Genomic DNA, 17,716 nt, shown 5'->3' with positions numbered 1-17,716 from the left:
CCGGGGGACACATGGAACAGAACACCATCCGATTGAAAACCCGGCGCGGCGAATTCAGGGTCGCGGTGGACGGCGACGCCGCCGCGCCGGCGCTGGTCCTGGGCAACTCGCTGGGTACCACGCTGGAGATGTGGGAGCCGCAGGTGGCCGCGTTCGCCGGGCGTTTCCGGCTGATCCGCTACGACACGCGTGGCCATGGCGGCAGCCCGGCCACGCCGGGGCCCTACAGCTTCGATGACCTGGGCCAGGACGTGTTGGCGGTGCTGGATGCGCTGGAGGTCGAGCGCGCCGCGTTCTGCGGCATCTCGATGGGCGGCCACACCGGCCTGTGGCTGGGCATCCATGCAGGGCCGCGCTTCAACGCCATCGCGGTCTGCAACAGCGCCGCCAAGATCGGCACGGAACAGGCGTGGAACGAGCGCGCCGCCATGGTGCGCGCGGACGGCGCCGCCGCCATGCGGGCGCTGGCCGATTCCGCCCCCGGCCGCTGGTTTACCGAGGGCTTCGCGCAGACGCATCCGACCGTGGTGCAGCGCGCGCAGGGCTGGATCGCCGGCATCGCCCCAGAAGGCTATGCCGCGTGCTGCGATGCGCTGGCCGCCTCGGATCTGCGCGGCTGCCTCGGCCGGATCGCCACGCCCACGCTGCTGCTGGCCGGCGCGTCCGACCCGGTCACCACGGTGGCCGATGCCCAGGCCATGCAGGCGGGCATCAAGGGAGCACAACTGGCCGTGGTGCCCGCATCCCATCTCTCGAACCTCGAAGCTCCGCAGGCCTTCGATGAGGCCGTGCTGGATTTCCTGGCCGGCGCCTGAACACCTGAAAGGACAACCGAATGCTGTATCTGGTCCACATGATCGTCGACATCCCCTCCACCGTGCCACCCGAAGAGGCCGCACGCATCAAGGCCGAGGAAAAGGCCTATTCGCAGGCGCTGCAGCGCGCGGGCAAGTGGCCTCACTTGTGGCGCGTGGTGGGCGAATACGCCAACTACAGCGTGTTCGACGTGGAGAGCAACGACGAGTTGCACGACACCCTGAGCAAGCTGCCGCTGTTCCCGTTCATGAAGATCACGGTGACGCCGCTGGCCAAGCACCCGTCTTCCATCGTGTAAGCCAAGGAGAGACAAGACATGCCCATCCACCGCAGGGCCTGCGCCATCCTGGCCGCCGCTCTCGTATTGCCCATCGCATCCATCGCGCAGACGGACACCGCCTGGCCCAACAAACCCATCAAATGGGTCGTTCCCTTCCCGCCGGGCGGCGCCATGGACGTGATCGCGCGCACCCTGGGCGACCAGGCCGCGCGCGAGCTGGGCCAGCCTTTCGTGATCGAGAACCGCCCCGGCGCGGGCGGCAACATCGGTGCGGACTTCGTGGCCAAGCAGCCCGCCGACGGCTACACGATCATGATCACGTCCATCGGCATGGCCACCAACAAGGCGCTCTATGCCAAGCTGAGCTACGACCCGGTGAAGGACTTCACCCCCATCAGCCTGCTGGCCGTGGTGCCCAACGTGCTGGTGGTGAACGCCGCGAAAAGCCCCGATCGCTCGGTCAAGGACGTCGTGGAGCGCGCCAGGCGCGAGCCGGGCAAGCTCACCTACGCGTCGGCGGGCAACGGCACGTCGATCCATCTGGCGGGCGAAGTGTTCGCGTCCATGGCCGGCGTGAACCTCATGCACGTGCCCTACAAGGGCAGCAGCCCGGCGGTGACCGACATGCTCGGCGGCCAGGTCGACCTGATGTTCGACAGCATCACCTCGGCGCGGCCCCACATCCAGTCAGGCAAGCTGCGCGCGCTGGGCGTGACCACGGCGAAACGCTCGTCCGCGCTGCCCGACGTGCCCACCATCGCCGAAGCCGGCGTGCCCGGCTACGAGGTCTCGCCCTGGTTCGCCGTGTTTGCGCCCGCCGGCACGCCCGCCGGTGTGGTGGACAAGCTCAACCGGGTGCTCAACGCGGCCATGCAGCAGCCCGACATCCGCCGCAAGCTCGAAAGCGTGGGCGCGGAGCCGATCGGCACCACGCCGAAGGAACTGGCGGCGCACCTGAACAAGGAACTGGATCGCTGGGGCGCCCTCATCAAGGCGCGCAGCATCCGCATGGATTGACGGCAACGAAAAAATACCTGGAGACGATTCGATGAATTCCGCTTCCCAACTGGCCATTCCGGCGCTGATCGACAACGAGCGGCTGGGTGCCTTCCAATGGCGCGTGCTGGCGCTGTGCTTCGTCATCGCGCTGTTCGACGGCTTCGACACGCAGGCCATCGCATTCACGGGGCCGGCCATCCTGGCCGCGTTCAATCTGCCCGCGGGTTCGCTGGCGCCCATCCTGACCGCCGGCATCGTCGGCATGACCATCGGCGCCATGACGCTGGGCATGGTCGGGGACCGGATAGGGCGCCGCCCGACGATCATGCTGAGCCTGGCGATCTTCGGCGCTGCCACGCTGGCCACGGCATGGTCCACCGACACGAACCACATCCTGGTGCTGCGCTTCATCGCGGGGATCGGGATGGGCGGCTGCACGCCGGTGCTGCTGGCCCTGGCCGCCGAGTACGGCCCGGCCCGCTACCGCGGAGCCATCATGACGGGCGTGCTGCTGGGCTTGCCTGCGGGTGCCATGCTGGGCGGCCTGCTGGCCGCGCGCATGCTGCCGGTGATCGGATGGGAAGGCATCTTCGTGGTCGGCGGCGTGGCGCCCCTGGTGATGCTGGCGGTCCTTGCGCTGCTGCTGCCTGAGTCGCTGTACTACCGCGCCACCCGCGGCGATGCCGATGGGCAGCGCTACATCGCCGGCGTGCTCTCGAAGATCGTCAACCGCCCGCTGCCGGCCGACGCGCGCTTCACGGTGCCGGAATCCGCGGCCGCACGCGCCAGCGTCCGTGCACTTTTCGCCGACGGCAACGCGGGCAAGACGGTAGCCATCTGGGCCATCTATCTGCTGAACTGGGTGGCGTGGTTCATGCTGCTGTCCTGGCTGCCGACGGTGCTCAAGGCGGGAGGGCTGCCCGCGGCCCAGGCGCCGATGGGCACGGTGATCGTCAACGCGGTGTTCATCGTCTGCGCCATACCGCTGTCGTTCGTGCTGCCGCGCATCAACACGCGCCGCCTGCTGCTCGTGATGTTCGCGGTGGGCATCGCGGTCGCGCTGGGGCTGAGCCTTGCCGGGCAGAACTGGACGCTGGTATTCGCGCTGGCGGGCCTGGCGGGCTTTGGCGTCGGCGGCCAGCAGATCGCATTGAACTACCTGATCGCCGGCGCCTACCCGACCGCGCTGCGCGCGACGGCGACCGGCTGGTCCATCGGCATGGGCCGCACGGGCGCCATCCTGGGCTCCGCGATCGGCGGCAGCTTCCTCGCATGGGGCGGGCCGCAGGGCTTCTTCCTGGCGCTGGCCGTTCCGCTGGCCGGCGCAGCGATCGCCGTCCTGAGCCTGCGGCTCAGCCCATCGCCGGCCAATGGGGCATTGGCGGCTGCCCACTGAACATGGGCATGGACGAAGTGCGCAGCCGCAGCGAGGGCGCGATCCTGTCCGTGCTGCCCGAGCGGGCGCATGACCTGGCGCGCCTGCGCGTGCTGGCGGGGCAGGGGGACTGGCCCGTCGTCACCGTCGTCGGCAAATACAACCACGGCAAAAGCCGCCTGCTCAACGAACTGATCGGCGCGAACGCCTTCGCCGTGGCCGACCGGCGCGAGACCGTGGCGCTTTGCGCCCGCGTGCACGAGCAGGTGCGTTGGCTGGATGCGCCCGGCCTGGACGCCGACGTGGCCAGCGGAGACGACGAGCATGCGCACCGGGCCGTGTGGCTGGAGTCCGACATCCGTCTGTTCGTGCATGCCGCCAAGGAGGGAGAACTGGACGCGCGCGAACGCGCGCTGCTGCAGGCTCTGCGTGCCGACGGCGAGCGCACTCGGCGGCAGACGCTGTTCGTGCTGTCGCAGGTGGACCAACTGGCGGACGAGGCAGAGCAACGCAAGGTGACCGCTGCCATCGAGGCCCAGGCGCCGGGCCTCGCATGGCTGGCCGTTTCGTCCACACGCCACCGCCAGGGCGTGAACGGAGCGAAGAAGCTGCTGCTGGAGAAAAGCGGCATCCCCGCGCTCAAGGCCGCGCTGGTCCAGGCGCTGGCCCGCGTGCCCGCGGCCCGCGCCCATGAGGCCGCCTTGCTGCTGGGCGAAATGCGCGGGCAACTGCAGCGGCTTTGCGCTGAACGCCAGGACGCGCTGGCGGGCCTGCGCCGGCAGCAGGCGCAGCAGCGTACACGCTTCGACCAGGATCTGGCTGCCGTGCTCGGCCAGGTCGGCGGTGACATCCAGACGGTGCTGGACGTGCCGGGGCCGGACCATTCGCTGACGCCCGACTCCTTTGCGGACCAGTTCAAGATGACCCCCGGCAAGCTGGAGCGCAACCGCCTGCAGGTGGCCTATTCCAAGGCCTGCATCAAGATCGGCGCCATCCTGACCAGGCATGGCGCGATGGACCTGCCGCCCGCGCAGCAGACCCAGGTCAGGAGCCTGGACAGCGCCATGGTGGCCGTCCTGGGCGTGTCGGTGAAATACCGCAAGGATTTGCAGCGCCTGTTCTGCGAGGCCGCCGGCCGCGACGGGCTGGCGCAGGACTTCACCCGTTACTTCGAGCTGTCCGCCGATCGCAAAGCACTGGCCGCGTGCATGGAGCACGCCCATGCCGATATGCAGGCGGCCGACAAGGCGCTTGCCGCGCTGGCCGGACTGGAGACGGGCACGTGAACCCCACCGCCGATCGTATCGATGGCGTCGATGAGCTGCGCCTGCTGGAATGCACCGATGCGGCCGAATGGGGCGCAGCGGATCTGTCGGACGTTTTGCGCCAGCTCGATGAATGGCTGGCTCGGCTTGAGCAGAACATGGAGGCAGGGATGCCGCCGCCCCAGGGCCTGCATGCCGACGGCGCGCTGGCGCGGCAGGCCGATGCCATCGACCGCCTGCTGCAGGACTGCTGCGCGCGCTGGGCGCGGCAATGGGCCGCACTGCAGCCCGCGCAGGCGCTGGCGGGCAATTTCGACAGCCGGCTGATGCTGCTGGTGTTCGGCAAGTTCAATGCGGGCAAAAGCGCGCTGTGCAACTTCCTGGCCGACCGCTTTGCCGCGCACGGCCGGCCGGTGCGCTATTTCCACCTCGAAGCGGGCCGCATCGTGGAGTCGGGTGAGCGGCTGCGCGAAGGCGCGACCGAGACCACCGTCCGCCTGCAGGGCGTGTGCCTGGGCGAGCGGCTGGTGCTGCTGGACACGCCCGGCCTGCATTCCGCGACGCCGGAGAACGCGGCGCTCACGCAGCGCTTCACCGACAGCGCCGACGGCGTGCTGTGGCTGACCAGCTCCAGCTCGCCCGGGCAGGTGCAGGAGCTTCATGAACTGGCGCGCGAGCTGCGCCGCAGCAAGCCGCTGCTGCCGGTGATCACGCGCAGCGACGTCATCGAAGAGGACGAAATCGACGGCGAGATCCGCAAATGCCTGCGCAACAAGACACCGGCCGACCGCGCGCTGCAGGAGGCCGACGTGCGGCAGCGCGCGCTGGACAAGCTGCGGCAGATGGGCGTCGATCCGCGGCTGCTCAAGGCGCCTGTCTCGGTCTCGGCGCATGCCGCGCGCGCGCAAGGCCAGACGGCAGCCGCGCTGGAGGCGGCGGGCTTGCCGCGCCTGTACGCGGCGCTCCTGGACATGCTGGCGCCGGCACTGGACTACAAGCGGCGCAAGCCGGCCGAGGTGCTGCTGCACCATGTGCAGGAAAACGTGCTGGCTGCGGTCGGGTCGGAGATCCTGCCCTCCATCGCCAGCTTCCAGGCGGCTCTGGGGCGGGAGCGGGAGCGCTTGCAGCAACACAAGACAGGCATGCTGCGCACCGCATGGCGCACGATCATTCCGGAGCTGCCCGCGCTGATGGAGCAGCACGACGGCAACCTGCCCACGCTGTGCGCTGCCGTGTCGCGCCTGGTGCAGCAGACCATCCATGACCTGTGGGCGATCCTGGCGGACTACCCGATATCGGGGGGCATCACCGTGGCGATCCAACTGCCGCCGATGGTTCCAGACCATGAGCGCCTTCATGCGGCCTTGCAGGACGCAATACGCCAGCAACTGGACGGCGCCTTCGGCGAGAGGCTGGAGCATTGCAATGCCGTCCTTTCACGGCTTGCCGATGGTGTCGAGGGCCTGAAAGGACGGCTGCAGCAATGCGGACAGCCCCTGCAGGAAATCGCGCGGGAGCTGCGCACGCAAGCTGGATAGAGCATGAAAACAGCCTCTAGCGCTTATCCATCAAGCGCAGGAAGCTATTAAAACAGGAGCGACTCAGCGCAACCCGGTGCCCGCCACCAGATCGTGCTTGCGCTCGATCAGCTCGATCTTGTAGCCGTCCGGATCCGTCACGAACGCGATCACCGTCGTGCCGCCCTTGACCGGCCCGGCCTCGCGCGTCACGTTGCCGCCGGCGGCCTTGATCTTCTCGCAGGCCGCGTAGGCGTCGGGAACGCCCAGGGCGATGTGGCCGTAGGCCGTGCCCATGTCGTAGCTCTCGGTGCCCCAGTTGTAGGTCAGCTCGATCTCGGCCTGGCCGGGGTTGCCGCCCTCGAAGCCGAGGAAGGCCAGCGAGTATCGGTATTCGGGGTTCTCGGACGTGCGCAGCAGTTGCATGCCGAGCACCTGGGTGTAGAAGTCAATCGAGCGCTGGAGGTTGCCAACGCGCAGCATCGTGTGGAGGAATCTCATGCCCGCGATTGTGCCGGCAAGTCGAAGACCAGGCAGGTCGTCGTGGCGTGCGCGTACAGCGTGCCGTCGGGGCCGGTGAGGCGCGCCTCGGCCGTGGCGAGCTGGCGGCCGCAGTGGACCACGCGGCCCTCGGCGCGCACGCGCTGCACCTGGGGCGTGAGCGCCTTGACCAGGTTCACGCCCAGTTCCGCCGTGGTGTAGCCGCGCCCCGGCGGCATGCGCGTGTGCACGGCGCAGCCCAGGGCCGAGTCGAGCAGCGTGGCGAACCAGCCGCCGTGCACCGTGCCCATGGGGTTCAGGTGGGCCGCGCCGGGCGTCCCCTGGAACACCGCGCGTCCCTCGTCCACCTCGACGAGCAGGAAGTCCAGCGTGCGCGCGATGGTCGCGTAGGGCAGCTCGCCGCGCAGCATGGCCTGCATCATCTGCAGGCCCGTGAGGTGGGCGATCTGCTCGCGCCGGGCGACTCCGGGGCCTGCGCCGGCATTGAGCCGCGCGGTGGTTTCGCGCTCCTGCGCGAGCCATTGTTCGAGGGGGTGGTTGTGGGTCATGCAGCGCCTTTCCGCTGGTTGATTTGCATATGCAATCATTGCAGATACAATGAAACCATGCAAGTCGCCGACCCTGCACCCACGCAGCCCCAGGGCTGCACCAACTTCAAGCTGCGCCAGCTCATGCGCCGCGTGTCGCAACACTACGACGCGGAGATGGCACGCTGCGGGCTCAAGACCACGCAGTACTCGCTGCTCTCGCACGTGCTCAAGCTCGGACCGATCCGCCCCGGCGACCTCGCGGCGGCGATGACCATGGACGCCTCCACGCTCACGCGCAACCTGCGCCCGCTGGTGGACGCGGGCTGGGTCGCGCTGGAGGCAGGGCCCGACGCGCGCAGCCGCCTCGTGCACATCACCGATGCGGGCCGCGCCAAGCGCGCCGAGGCCCAGCGCCGCTGGAAGGTGGCGCAGCTGGCCCTGAACGACACGCTGGGCGTGGAGCGCGTGGCGGCGCTGCACGCGCTGCTGGACGATGCGCTGGCGCTGCTCGACCCCGCACCGGAGCCCGGCGATGACGGCGCGCAGTGACTCCCGCACCCTCGCGTGGGTGCTGCTGGCGGCGGCGGGCGCCTTCGCGCTCACGATGGGCACGCGGCAGACCATGGGCCTGTTCCTCTCGCCGCTCAACACCTCCACCGGCCTGGGGCTGGCCAGCATCAGCCTGGCCTTCGCGTTCGGCCAGCTCTGGTGGGGCCTCACGCAGCCCTTCGCGGGCGCGGTGGCCGACCGCATCGGCACGGGGCGCGTGCTGGCCGCCGGGGTGGTGCTGGTGGTCGTCGGCACCTGCATCACGCCGCTGATGCAAAGCACGGCGGGGCTGGTCTTCGCCATCGGCGTGCTGGCGGCGGGCGGCGCGGGCATGGCGGGGCCGTCGGTGCTGATGGCCGCCACCACGCGCCTCGTGCCGCCGCAGCGGCGCGGGCTGGCCAGCGGCATCGTCAACGCGGGTGGCTCGTTCGGCCAGTTCGCCATGGCGCCCATCGCCGTGGGCCTCACCGCCAGCGTGGGCTGGGCGGGCGCGATGCAGTGGCTGGGCGTGCTGGTGCTGCTGGCGCTGCCCGCGGCCTGGGTGCTGCGCGGCAACTCCAACGCGCTGGCCGCGCAGGCGGCGGCCGCGTCGGGCATGCGGGCCTTGAGCGCGCGCGAGGCCATCGCGCAGGCCCTGGTCACGCCCGGCTACCGCTATCTGGCGGCCGGCTTCCTGGTCTGCGGCTTCCACGTGGCGTTTCTCGCCACGCACCTGCCGGGCGTGATTGCCGCGTGCGGGCTGCCGCCCGAGGTGGGCGGCTGGGCGCTGGCGGTGATCGGCCTCTTCAACATCGCGGGCAGCCTGCTCATGGGCTGGGCCGTGGGGCGCTGGCGCATGAAGTCGCTGCTGGTGCTGCTCTACGCCACGCGCGGCGTGGCGGTGCTGGTGTTCCTGCTGGCGCCCAAGACGCCCGCCGTGGTGCTGGTCTTCTCGGCGGTGATGGGCGTGACGTTCCTCTCCACCGTGCCGCCCACGGCAGGGCTGGTGGCCAAGATGTTCGGCACGGCCAACATGGCGATGCTGTTCGGGCTGGTGATGCTGGCGCACCAGATCGGCGGCTTCCTGGGCGCCTACCTCGGCGGCACGGTGTTCCAGGCCACGGGCAGCTACGACTGGGTCTGGTACATGGACATCGCCCTGGCTGCGGGCGCCGCGCTGGCGAGCCTGCCGATCCGGGAATCGCCCGCGCTGGCACCTGCCAGGGCATGAGCCAAATCAGCCTCCAGCGCTTGTGCAGCAAGCGCTGGCAGCTATATTTCTGGTAGCTGGTCTACCGAGAGCCGCGCCTTTTTCCTCGGGCGCCAATCTCCGGCGTCCTACGCGGGCGGGCAGGGCGGGGCAGCTACCGTCGGGACACCTTCCACTCCCGCCGCGCCGCCATGATCGCCATCGTCGTTCCCGCGCATGATGAAGAACGCCACCTCGGCGCCTGCCTGCGCTCATTGCGCCGTGCGGCGCGCTGCCCCCGCCTGGAGGGCGAGGACGTGCTCGTCGTCGTCGCGCTCGACTGCTGCACCGACGGCTCGCACGCCGTCGCCGTGCGCTGGGGCGCGCTCACGGTGCACGTGCAGGCGCGCAACGTGGGCCTGGCGCGCGCGGCCGGGGCGCAGGCGGCGCTGGCGGCCGGCGCGCGCTGGCTGGCCTTCACCGATGCAGACAGCCGCGTCGCGCCCGACTGGCTGTCGCAGCAGCTCGCGCAGCGCAGCGACGCGGTGTGCGGCACGGTGCAGGTGCAGGACTGGCGCGAGCACACGCCCGCCGTGCGCGCGGCGTTCGAGGCCGGCTACCGCGACGCGGACGGCCACGGCCACATCCACGGCGCCAACCTGGGCGTGAGCGCCCATGCCTACAGCGGCGCGGGCGGCTTCGCGCCGCTGGTCTGCCATGAAGACGTGGCGCTGGTGCGCGCGCTGCAGGCCTGGGGCGCGCGCATCGCCTGGAGCGCGGCGCCGCGCGTCACCACCAGCGCACGCCGCAGCTATCGCGCGTGCGAGGGCTTCGGCGCCACGCTGGAGCGGCTGGCGCTGCCGTCCTTGCACCCCATGGGGGCCGCGGCATGAGCGCGTCGGCCATCGCATCCCTGCCCCAGCCGCCCGCACAGCGCGTGCGCGCCTGCCTGGCGGGCGAGGGCGGCAGCGGCGGCGCGGCGCAGCAGTTGCGGCGCCTGGTGGACGCAGGCTGCGACCGCCTGCCGCTGCCCGGCCAGGGCGCCACGCTCGCGCGCTGGCAGGCGCTGGCTGCCGTGGCGGCGCACGACCTGTCGCTGGCCAAGCTCTACGAAGGCCACACCGATGCGCTGGCCATCATGGCCGAACTGGGCGGCGCACCCGGCCCGGCGGGCGCTCTCTGGGGCACCTGGGCGGCCGAGGCGCCCACGGCCCGCGCCACGCTCACGCCCGACGGGCGGCTGCGCGGCGCGAAGGCGTGGTGCTCCGGCGCCGCATCGCTCACGCATGCGCTGCTGACCGCGTGGCGGCCGGGCCGCGAACACCCCCAGCTCGTGGCCGTGGCGCTGCGCCAGCCCGGCGTGCGCGTGGACGGCCGGGGCTGGCAGGCCGTCGGCATGGCGGGCAGCGCCACGGCGGTCGTGCATTTCGACGACGCGCCCGCCATCGCCGTGGGCGCGGAAGGCGCCTACCTCGACCGCCTCGGCTTCTGGCAGGGCGGCGCGGGCATCGCCGCGTGCTGGTGGGGCAGCGCCTGCGCCATCGGCCAGGCGCTGCACCGCGCGGCGCGCCAGCCCTCCGCACCGCCGTGGCGGCAGGCCGCGCTGGGCCGCACGGACGTGGCATTGCAGTCCACGGCGGCGCTGCTGCGCGCCGCCGCGGCATGGATCGACGCGCACCCGCGCGCCCTGGCGCAGGCCGTGGCGCTGCGCACGCGCCAGTCGGCCGAGCGCACCGCGCGCACCGTGCTCGACGAAGCCGGCCAGGCGCTGGGCGCCGCCCCTTTCTGCCAGGACGCGGCCTTCGCCCGCCACGCCGCCGACCTGCCCGTGTTCATCCGCCAGAGCCATGGCCCCAAGGACGACGCCGCCCTGGGCCAGCTCGCCGCACAAGAGGAGGCCCCATGGACTTTGTGACCATCGCCGAGCGCGCCGCCCCCGTGGCCGCGCCCCCCACAACACCCCCGCCACGCGCCACATCGCCGGCGCGGGCACGTCCGCCGACGTCTGGCAGTCCTGGCTGGCGCGCATGGGCGTGACCCGCCACACCAGCCCGCCCTGGCTCACGCCCGCGCAGCGCTTGGTGGTGGTGGCGCCGCACCCCGACGACGAAGTGCTGGCCTGCGGCGGCCTGCTGCACGGCCACCTCGCGCGCGGCGGCGAGGCGCTGGTCGTGGCCGTGACCGACGGCGAGGCCAGCCACCCGGGCGACCCCGAATGGCCCGCGCCGCGCCTGGCCGAGCAGCGCCGCGCGGAAAGCGCGGCCGGCCTGCTGCGCCTCTCGGCCGGGCGGGCGTTGCCCGTGCTGCGCCTGGGCGTGCCCGACGGGCGCGTGATGCGCTACGCGCCGCGCCTGCAGGCCATGCTGGAAGCGCTGCTGCAGCCGGGCGACGTGGCGCTCACCACCTGGCGGTGGGACGGCCACCCCGACCACGAAGCCTGCGGCGCCGCCACCGTGGCCGCCGCGGCGCGCCAGGGCTGCACCGTGGCCGAGGCGCCGGTGTGGATGTGGCACTGGGCCGACACCCGTGACCCGCTGATCCCCTGGGCGCGCCTGTGCGCCGTGCCGGTGGCGCCCGACTCCGCCGCCTGCAAGCGCCACGCGCTGGCCCTGCACGCCACGCAGAGAACGCCGCGCGCGGGCGGGCTGCCGCCCATCCTCGAAGAGGCCATCCTGCAGCGCGCCGAGTGGGGCGCGGAATATTTCTTCGTCGAGCCATGAGCGCTGGCGCCGCGATGGATGCGCCGTACTTCGAGCGCCTCTACGCGCACAGCCCCGATCCCTGGCGCTTCGAGGGCAGCTGGTACGAGGCCCGCAAGCGCGCCCTGGTGCTCGCCAGCCTGCCGCGCCAGCGCTACGGCGCCGCTTTCGAGCCTGCCTGCGCCAACGGCGGCCTGACTGCGCCGCTGGCCGCGCGCTGCGACCGCCTGCTGGCCTGCGACACCGCCGCCCCGGCCGTGCACACCACGCGCGAGCGCCTTGCGGGGCAGGCGCACGTGGAATGCATGCAGGCCTGGCTTCCAGAGCAGTGGCCGCACGGCCGCCGGTTCGACCTGGTCGTGCTCAGCGAATTCCTCTACTACCTGGCGCCGCCCGCGCTGGACGGCCTGCTGCATGCCCTGCGCGCGAGCCTGCTGCCGCATGGCACCGTGCTCGCCTGCCACTGGCGGCACCCGATACCGGACTGCGCGCTGGACGGAGACGCCGTGCACACCCGCCTGCACGCGGGCCTGGCGCTGCCGCGCGTGCTGGAGGTGCGGGATGTGGATTTCCGCCTGGACGTGTGGTGCGCGGAGCCCAGCGCGGCCGGGCTGGAGCACCGGCTGGAATAAGAGAAAAAACGACCTCCAGCGCTTGTCTGGCAACCGCCGGCAGCTATCGTTTCGATAGTTTCAGACAGGCACCGTGTAGTTCAGCGTCATGCGCCCGCCGTCCACGGTGACGATCTCGCCGGTCACGTAGCTGGCGGCATCGCTGGCGAGCCAGGCCACCACGTCGGCCACCTCGGCGGGCTCACCCAGGCGCTTCATGGGCGTGCGGCCCAGGATCTTGCGCTGGGCGTCCTCGCTGGTCAGCACAGCCTTGGCGGCCAGCTCGGTGGCGATGGTGCCGGGGGCCACGGCGTTCACGCGGATGTTCCTGTCGGCCAGCGCCAGCGCCATCACGCGCGTGAGCTGGTTGATGCCGCCCTTGCTGACGTTGTAGCTGGCGATGTTGGGAATCGCCAGCACGCCGTTGACCGAACTCATGTTGACGATGCTGCCGCCGCCCGCATCCGCCATGGCGCGCGCCGCCGCCTGGCCCATGAGGAAGGCGCCCTTGAGGTTGACGCGCAGCACGGCGTCGAAGTCCTCCTCGGTCACCTCCAGGAAATCGGCCGCGCGGAAGATGCCGGCGTTGTTCACCAGCACGTCGATGCGCCCGTGCAGCGCCAGCGTCTCGCGCACCAGTGCGTCCACCTGGGCCTTGTCGCCCACGTCGCAGCGCACGAAGGTGGCGCCGATTTCCTGGGCCAGCGCACGGCCGCGCGCTTCATCCACGTCGGCGACGACGGGCAGGGCGCCCTCGCGCGCGAAGCGGCGCACGCAGGCCTCGCCGATGCCCTGGGCGCCGCCCGTGACAATGCACACGCGGCCCCGCAGGCCGAACTGGATGGGGTCTTGGGTCATGGTTAGCGTTTCTGGTACATGGCCTCGATGGCCTGCGCGTAGTGGGCGGAGAGGTTGTTGCGCTTGAGCTTGAGCGTGGGCGTCATGAAGGTGTTCTCGATGGTCCACGGCTCGCGCACCAGGTGCACGGCGCGCGGCACAGCATAGCGCGGAAAGCTGGCCGCCTGCCGCTCGATGCGTGCCAGCGCCGCGCGCTGGACGCTGGGGTGCGCCAGGCTGGCGTCGTCGCCGGGGTTCAGGCCGAGCTGGCGCGCGAGCTGGCGCCATTCCTCGGGCTGCACCACGGCCACGCAGGCGATGAAGGGGCGCTGCTCGCCCACCACGAAGGCCTGGCCGAACAGCGCGTCGCCCGTGATGGCCAGCTCCAGGTCGCCGGGCGGCACCTTCTCGCCGGTGGAGGTGACGATGATCTCCTTGATGCGGCCCAGGATGCGGATGCGGCCATCAACGATCTCGGCCTGGTCGCCCGTGCCCAGCCAGCCGTCCCCGGAGAGGATGCGGGCGGTGTCCTCGGGGCGCTTCCAGTAGCCCTTCATGACGATGGGGCCGCGCACCTGCAGCTCGCGGTTCTCGCCGATGCGCACCTCCACGCCGGGCAGCGCGCGGCCCACGGTGGCGGGGTCGTTGTCCTCCAGCGTGTTGACGCTGACCACGGGCGTGGTCTCGGTCATGCCGTAGCCCTGGACCAGCGGCAGGCCCAGGCCCAGGAAACACTGGGCGATGGTGGGCGACAGCGGCGCGCCGCCGCTCACCGCCACGCGCACGCGCCCGCCGAACTGCGCCAGCAGCGGCCGGGCCACCAGCGCGCGCAGCAGCGGCCAGGGCAGGGCGCGCAGCCAGCCGCCCGCGCCGTCCTGCGGCGCGGCGGGCAGGCGCTGCGCGGCGCGGAAGCGCTGCCAGCCCACGGACTGCGCGGCCTGGAACAGGCGCATCTTGAAGGGCGAGGGCGAGAGCTTCTCGATGAGCTTGGCGTGCACGCGCTCGTAGATGCGCGGCACCGACACCAGCACGGTGGGACGCACGGTGCGCAGGTCCTCGGCCAGCTGCGCCACCGAGCGCGCATAGGCCACGCAGCTGCCCGCGGCCATGGGCAGGTAGTAGCCGCCGGTGCGCTCGAAGGTGTGCGACAGCGGCAGGAAGGAGAGGAACACGTCGTCCGGCGTGGGCACGATGCGCGCCAGCACGGCCTTCACGTCGGCGATCACGTTGGCGTGCGTGAGCATCACCCCCTTGGGCTTGCCGGTGGTGCCGCTGGTGTAGACGATGGCCGCCAGGTCGCCGGGGCCGGGCGGGGGAGGCAGCGGCGTGTCCGGCGTGGCATGGGCCAGCCAGGCGGACAGCGGGGCCACGGGAACATCGCCGGGGGTTGCCTCCGCCACCGGACCGGCGACCACCACGCCCAGCAGGTGCGGCAGGGGCGTGCCCACGGCTCGGATGCGCTCCCACTGCGCCGTGTCGGCCACGACGAGCAGGGACACCTCGGCGTCCGCCAGGATGTAGGCGATGCTGCCCGGGTTGTCGATGGCGTGCAGCGGCACGGGCACGCAGCCGGTGGCGAGCACGGCCTGGTCGATGCTCATCGCATCCAGCCCGTTGGGCAGCAGGATGGCCACGCGCGCGCCGGCGGGCAGGCCGCTGGCGGCCATGGCGCGGCTCCACTGCTGCACGCGCTCGTTCGTCTGGGCCCAGGTGAGGCCAGCCCACTGGCCGGTGGCGGAATCGCACTGGCGGTAGGCCTCGGCGGCGGGCGTGAGGCGCGCGCGCAGGGCCAGCAGCTCGGGCAGCGTCTGCACGGCGTGCAGGTCGGGAAGGGTGGAGGTCATGCGCACCATCGGCCGGCTGTCCCGGCCTTGAAAATTTCAAAAACAGGAGCTGCAAGCGCTTGTCTGGCAAGGCTTGGAAGCGGATTTCGTGCATATTTCCGCACGACCGTGCCACGGATTATCGCAGCCAGCGCGTCAGCCGGCGGCTTCCAGCCCGTGGGCGAAATGCGCGCGCATGGTCTGCGCGGCGCCTTGCGCGTCGCGCGCGCAGCAGCGCAGACATGACGGCCTCGTGCTCGGCCAGTGAATCCTCGATGCGCCCCTGCTTGAACAGGGAGTGGTGGCGGCTGAGCTTCATCACCTTGCGCAGATCGGCCACCATCTGGCCGCGCCAGCGGTTGTCGGCCAGCTCCAGCAGGCGCAGGTGGAAGCGCTCGTTGAGGGTGAAGAAGCGCTCGCGGTCGCCTGCGGCGGCGGCCAGCTCGGCGTGCAGCGCCTCCAGTTCGCCCAACTGCTGGGGCGTGGCGGTGGCCGCCACCACGCCGGCTGCGTCGCTCTCCAGCAGCGCGAGCAGGTGGTAGACGTCGCGCAGGTCTTTCTCCGACATCTCCGTCACGTAGGCGCCGCGGCGCACCTTCATCGTGACCAGGCCTTCGGCCGCGAGCACCTTCAGCGCCTCGCGCAGCGGCGTGCGGCTGATGCCGATTTCCTCGGCGATCTTCATCTCGTCGATCCAGCTGCCGGGCTCCAGCTCCTGGCGGAAGATGCGCTGGCGCAGCAGTTCAGCCACTTCTTCGTACAGGGCTTGGCGGGGCAGCGGGACGGTCTTCATGCGCCCGAGAATATCAGTGCATGGAAGCGCTGGCGGGCTGGTAGGTGGGTGGGACGCCCGCCACGGGAACGCCGCCGCGCAGCGCCCCCGCGGGCAGGTGCGGCGCGATGGCGGCGCGGGCCGCCAGGAGCGCGGGGAGGTCGACGTGCGTGGCGTAGCCCATGCTCTCCAGCATGAAGACCAGGTCCTCGGTGACGATGTTGCCCGACGCACCGGGCGCGAAGGGGCAGCCGCCCAGCCCGCCCATGCATGCGTCGAATTCGCGGATGCCTTCCTGCAGGCCCGCCAGCGCGTTGGCGAGCCCCAGGCCCATGGTGTCGTGCAGGTGGAGCTTGTGCAGCAGCGGGCCCACCGCGTCCTGGACGGCGCGCACGGTGCCCTGCACCAGGGCCGGATGGGCATAGCCCACCGTGTCGGCCAGGGTGATGCGGTCGGCGCCGGCCAGGGCCAGCGCCTTGGCGGCGGCCACCACGTCTTTCAGCGGCACGGTGCCGGCCACCGAGCAGCCGAAGGCCGAGGCGGTCACGCAATCGACGCGCACGGGCCGCGGCTGCGCACGCAGCCATTCGATGATGTCGCCGATGGCGGCGATGTGCTCCAGCGTGCCCTTGTTCACGTTGGCGCGGCTGTGCCGGTCGCTGGCCGAGAGCGGGATCACGATGACGTGCGCGCCCGCCGCGTAGGCGGCCATGGCGCCCTTGAGGTTGGCGGCGAGGGCGTAGACCTTCAGCCCGTCGATCCGCAGCGCCTGCACCACCACCGCCGCGGAGTCGGCCATCTGCGGCACGAGGCGCGGCGAAACGAAGCTGCCGACCTCGATGTCCCGCAGGCCGGCCGCGTACAGCGCCTGGATCCAGGCGATCTTCGCCTCGGTGGAGACGGGCTGGGCGATCAATTGCAGCCCGTCGCGGGGGCCGACTTCGGTGACGGTGACGCGCTCGGACATAGCGGGCCTATGGCTGCACCTGGATGTGCGCCGCCTGGATCGTCGCCTTCGCCTTGGCGATGTCGTTCTCGATGAGGCGGGAGAAGTCCTGCGGCGTGGTGGAGCTGGCTTCCAGCCCCTGCTTGGCGTAGGCGGCGCGCACGTCGGGGCGCGCCATGACCTGCACCACGGCGTCATTCAAGGTCTTGACCACGTCGGCCGGCGTGCCGGCGGGCGCGAAGACGCCGTAGTAGGTGACGAAGCTGTAGTCCTTGTAGCCCGCCTCGGCCACGGTCGGCACGTCGGGCAGCGAGGCGTTGCGCGCGGCGGAGGTGACGGCCAGCGCGCGCACCTTGCCGCTCTGGATGAGGTTGGTGGCCGACGAGATCGAGGCGCCGGCGACCTGCAGGTGGCCGCCCATCAGGTCCGCCAATGCCGGGCTCGACCCCTTGTAGGGCACGTGCTGCATCTTGAAGCCGGCCGCCGCCTGCAGCATTTCCACCGAAATGTGCACCGAGCCGCCCGTGCCGGAGGTGCCGTAGCTGATCTTGCCGGGCTCCTTGCGCGCGGCGTCGATGAGCTGCGCCAGGGTCTTGTAGGGCGAATCGGCGGTGACCAGCAGCACCATCGGCGTGGTGGCGAGCAGCGAGATCGGCTGCAGGTCCTTGATGGGGTCGTAGGACGTCTTCATCAAGAGCGGGATCAGCGACACGTTGTCCGACTGGCCGATCACGATGTCGTACCCCGTGGGCGCCGCGCGCGCCAGCTCGGCCAGGCCCAGCGCCGTGCCGGCGCCGGGGCGGTTGTCGGGCACCATCACCCAGCCCTTGGCCTCGGCCAGGTGGGTGGCCAGGTTGCGGCCGATGAAGTCGGTGCCGCCGCCGGGCGTGGAGGGGATGATCACGCGGATCGGCTTGGCGGGGTAGTGCGCGGGAGTCTGGGCGTGTGCCAGCGCTGCGGTGGCCATCAGCGCCGCGATGAGGATTCGTCGTTGCATGGTGAGTGTGTCTCCGGGGAATGGGGGGTGG

Annotated in this window: 18 protein-coding genes and 1 pseudogene; 12 read left to right on the top strand and 7 right to left on the bottom strand. The window is 71.4% G+C overall.

What is annotated here, in order from left to right:
- Positions 1–11 precede the first annotated feature (11 nt).
- The 6 genes from pcaD to AAG689_RS09835 are packed head-to-tail and all read left to right on the top strand — an operon-like array spanning position 12 to position 6,273.
- Positions 12–815 carry a 3-oxoadipate enol-lactonase gene (gene pcaD, locus AAG689_RS09860; RefSeq protein WP_406625780.1) on the top strand — a complete coding sequence of 268 codons (804 nt, stop codon included), beginning with the start codon at positions 12–14 and terminating at the stop codon, positions 813–815.
- A 20-nt stretch (positions 816–835) separates the two neighbouring features.
- Positions 836–1,114 (top strand): muconolactone Delta-isomerase, encoded by a 279-nt coding sequence (gene catC / locus AAG689_RS09855; RefSeq protein WP_406625779.1) that lies wholly within the window; start codon positions 836–838, stop codon positions 1,112–1,114.
- A gap of 18 nt (positions 1,115–1,132) precedes the next feature.
- Positions 1,133–2,113 (top strand): Bug family tripartite tricarboxylate transporter substrate binding protein, encoded by a 981-nt coding sequence (locus tag AAG689_RS09850; protein ID WP_406625778.1) that lies wholly within the window; start codon positions 1,133–1,135, stop codon positions 2,111–2,113.
- A gap of 31 nt (positions 2,114–2,144) precedes the next feature.
- The gene (locus AAG689_RS09845; protein WP_406625777.1) at positions 2,145–3,491 is read left to right on the top strand and encodes an MFS transporter; all 1,347 of its coding nucleotides are present in this window, start codon (positions 2,145–2,147) and stop codon (positions 3,489–3,491) included.
- A gap of 2 nt (positions 3,492–3,493) precedes the next feature.
- The gene (locus tag AAG689_RS09840) at positions 3,494–4,756 is read left to right on the top strand and encodes a GTPase (protein WP_406625776.1); all 1,263 of its coding nucleotides are present in this window, start codon (positions 3,494–3,496) and stop codon (positions 4,754–4,756) included.
- Positions 4,753–6,273: a dynamin family protein gene (locus AAG689_RS09835; protein WP_406625775.1), complete on the top strand. Its 1,521-nt coding sequence runs from the start codon at positions 4,753–4,755 to the stop codon at positions 6,271–6,273. Before AAG689_RS09840 ends, AAG689_RS09835 begins: the two co-directional genes overlap by 4 nt.
- A gap of 63 nt (positions 6,274–6,336) precedes the next feature.
- Here the strand turns inward: AAG689_RS09835 and gloA are convergent, their stop codons facing one another.
- Entirely contained in the window at positions 6,337–6,753 is a 417-nt protein-coding gene (gloA, locus tag AAG689_RS09830; protein ID WP_406625774.1) for a lactoylglutathione lyase, read from the bottom strand.
- Positions 6,750–7,301 carry a PaaI family thioesterase gene (locus tag AAG689_RS09825; protein ID WP_406625773.1) on the bottom strand — a complete coding sequence of 184 codons (552 nt, stop codon included), beginning with the start codon at positions 7,299–7,301 and terminating at the stop codon, positions 6,750–6,752. Before AAG689_RS09825 ends, gloA begins: the two co-directional genes overlap by 4 nt.
- A gap of 57 nt (positions 7,302–7,358) precedes the next feature.
- On the opposite strand from AAG689_RS09825, the gene AAG689_RS09820 reads away from it, so the two are divergent.
- The 6 genes from AAG689_RS09820 (at position 7,359) to AAG689_RS09795 (ending at position 12,331) form a co-directional block, all read left to right on the top strand.
- Positions 7,359–7,832: a MarR family winged helix-turn-helix transcriptional regulator gene (locus AAG689_RS09820; protein ID WP_406625772.1), complete on the top strand. Its 474-nt coding sequence runs from the start codon at positions 7,359–7,361 to the stop codon at positions 7,830–7,832.
- Positions 7,816–9,042, top strand: a complete 1,227-nt coding sequence (locus AAG689_RS09815) for an MFS transporter (RefSeq protein ID WP_406625771.1) — start codon at positions 7,816–7,818, stop codon at positions 9,040–9,042. Before AAG689_RS09820 ends, AAG689_RS09815 begins: the two co-directional genes overlap by 17 nt.
- Before the next feature lie 170 nt (positions 9,043–9,212).
- Positions 9,213–9,893, top strand: coding sequence for a glycosyltransferase (locus AAG689_RS09810; protein ID WP_406625770.1), 681 nt, complete (start codon positions 9,213–9,215; stop codon positions 9,891–9,893).
- On the top strand, positions 9,890–10,915 hold the full coding sequence (locus tag AAG689_RS09805; RefSeq protein WP_406625769.1) for an acyl-CoA dehydrogenase: 1,026 nt from the start codon (positions 9,890–9,892) through the stop codon (positions 10,913–10,915). Before AAG689_RS09810 ends, AAG689_RS09805 begins: the two co-directional genes overlap by 4 nt.
- 112 nt (positions 10,916–11,027) lie before the next feature.
- Complete coding sequence (locus tag AAG689_RS09800; protein WP_406625768.1) at positions 11,028–11,720, top strand: PIG-L deacetylase family protein; 693 nt, start codon at positions 11,028–11,030, stop codon at positions 11,718–11,720.
- Positions 11,717–12,331 (top strand): SAM-dependent methyltransferase, encoded by a 615-nt coding sequence (locus AAG689_RS09795; protein WP_406625767.1) that lies wholly within the window; start codon positions 11,717–11,719, stop codon positions 12,329–12,331. The genes AAG689_RS09800 and AAG689_RS09795 overlap by 4 nt, the downstream gene beginning before the upstream one ends.
- 60 nt (positions 12,332–12,391) lie before the next feature.
- Here AAG689_RS09795 and AAG689_RS09790 read toward each other — a convergent pair whose 3' ends face one another.
- The 5 genes and pseudogenes from AAG689_RS09790 to AAG689_RS09770 form a co-directional block, all read right to left on the bottom strand.
- Entirely contained in the window at positions 12,392–13,168 is a 777-nt protein-coding gene (locus AAG689_RS09790) for an SDR family NAD(P)-dependent oxidoreductase (RefSeq protein WP_406625766.1), read from the bottom strand.
- Between the two features lie 2 nt (positions 13,169–13,170).
- On the bottom strand, positions 13,171–14,991 hold the full coding sequence (locus tag AAG689_RS09785) for an AMP-dependent synthetase/ligase (protein ID WP_406625765.1): 1,821 nt from the start codon (positions 14,989–14,991) through the stop codon (positions 13,171–13,173).
- 135 nt (positions 14,992–15,126) lie between these two features.
- A pseudogene (locus AAG689_RS09780) lies at positions 15,127–15,763 on the bottom strand (GntR family transcriptional regulator).
- A 13-nt stretch (positions 15,764–15,776) separates the two neighbouring features.
- Positions 15,777–16,709: a hydroxymethylglutaryl-CoA lyase gene (locus AAG689_RS09775; RefSeq protein ID WP_406625764.1), complete on the bottom strand. Its 933-nt coding sequence runs from the start codon at positions 16,707–16,709 to the stop codon at positions 15,777–15,779.
- A gap of 7 nt (positions 16,710–16,716) precedes the next feature.
- Positions 16,717–17,685: a tripartite tricarboxylate transporter substrate binding protein gene (locus AAG689_RS09770; protein ID WP_406625763.1), complete on the bottom strand. Its 969-nt coding sequence runs from the start codon at positions 17,683–17,685 to the stop codon at positions 16,717–16,719.
- Between the last annotated feature and the right edge of the window lie 31 nt (positions 17,686–17,716).

Origin of the sequence: Acidovorax sp. SDU_ACID1 (genome assembly GCF_045291395.1) — a bacterium.
Lineage (GTDB): Bacteria > Pseudomonadota > Gammaproteobacteria > Burkholderiales > Burkholderiaceae_C > MR-S7.
The sequence above is the reverse complement of the archived record's forward strand: the minus strand, read 5'-3'. Positions and strand labels throughout refer to the sequence as shown.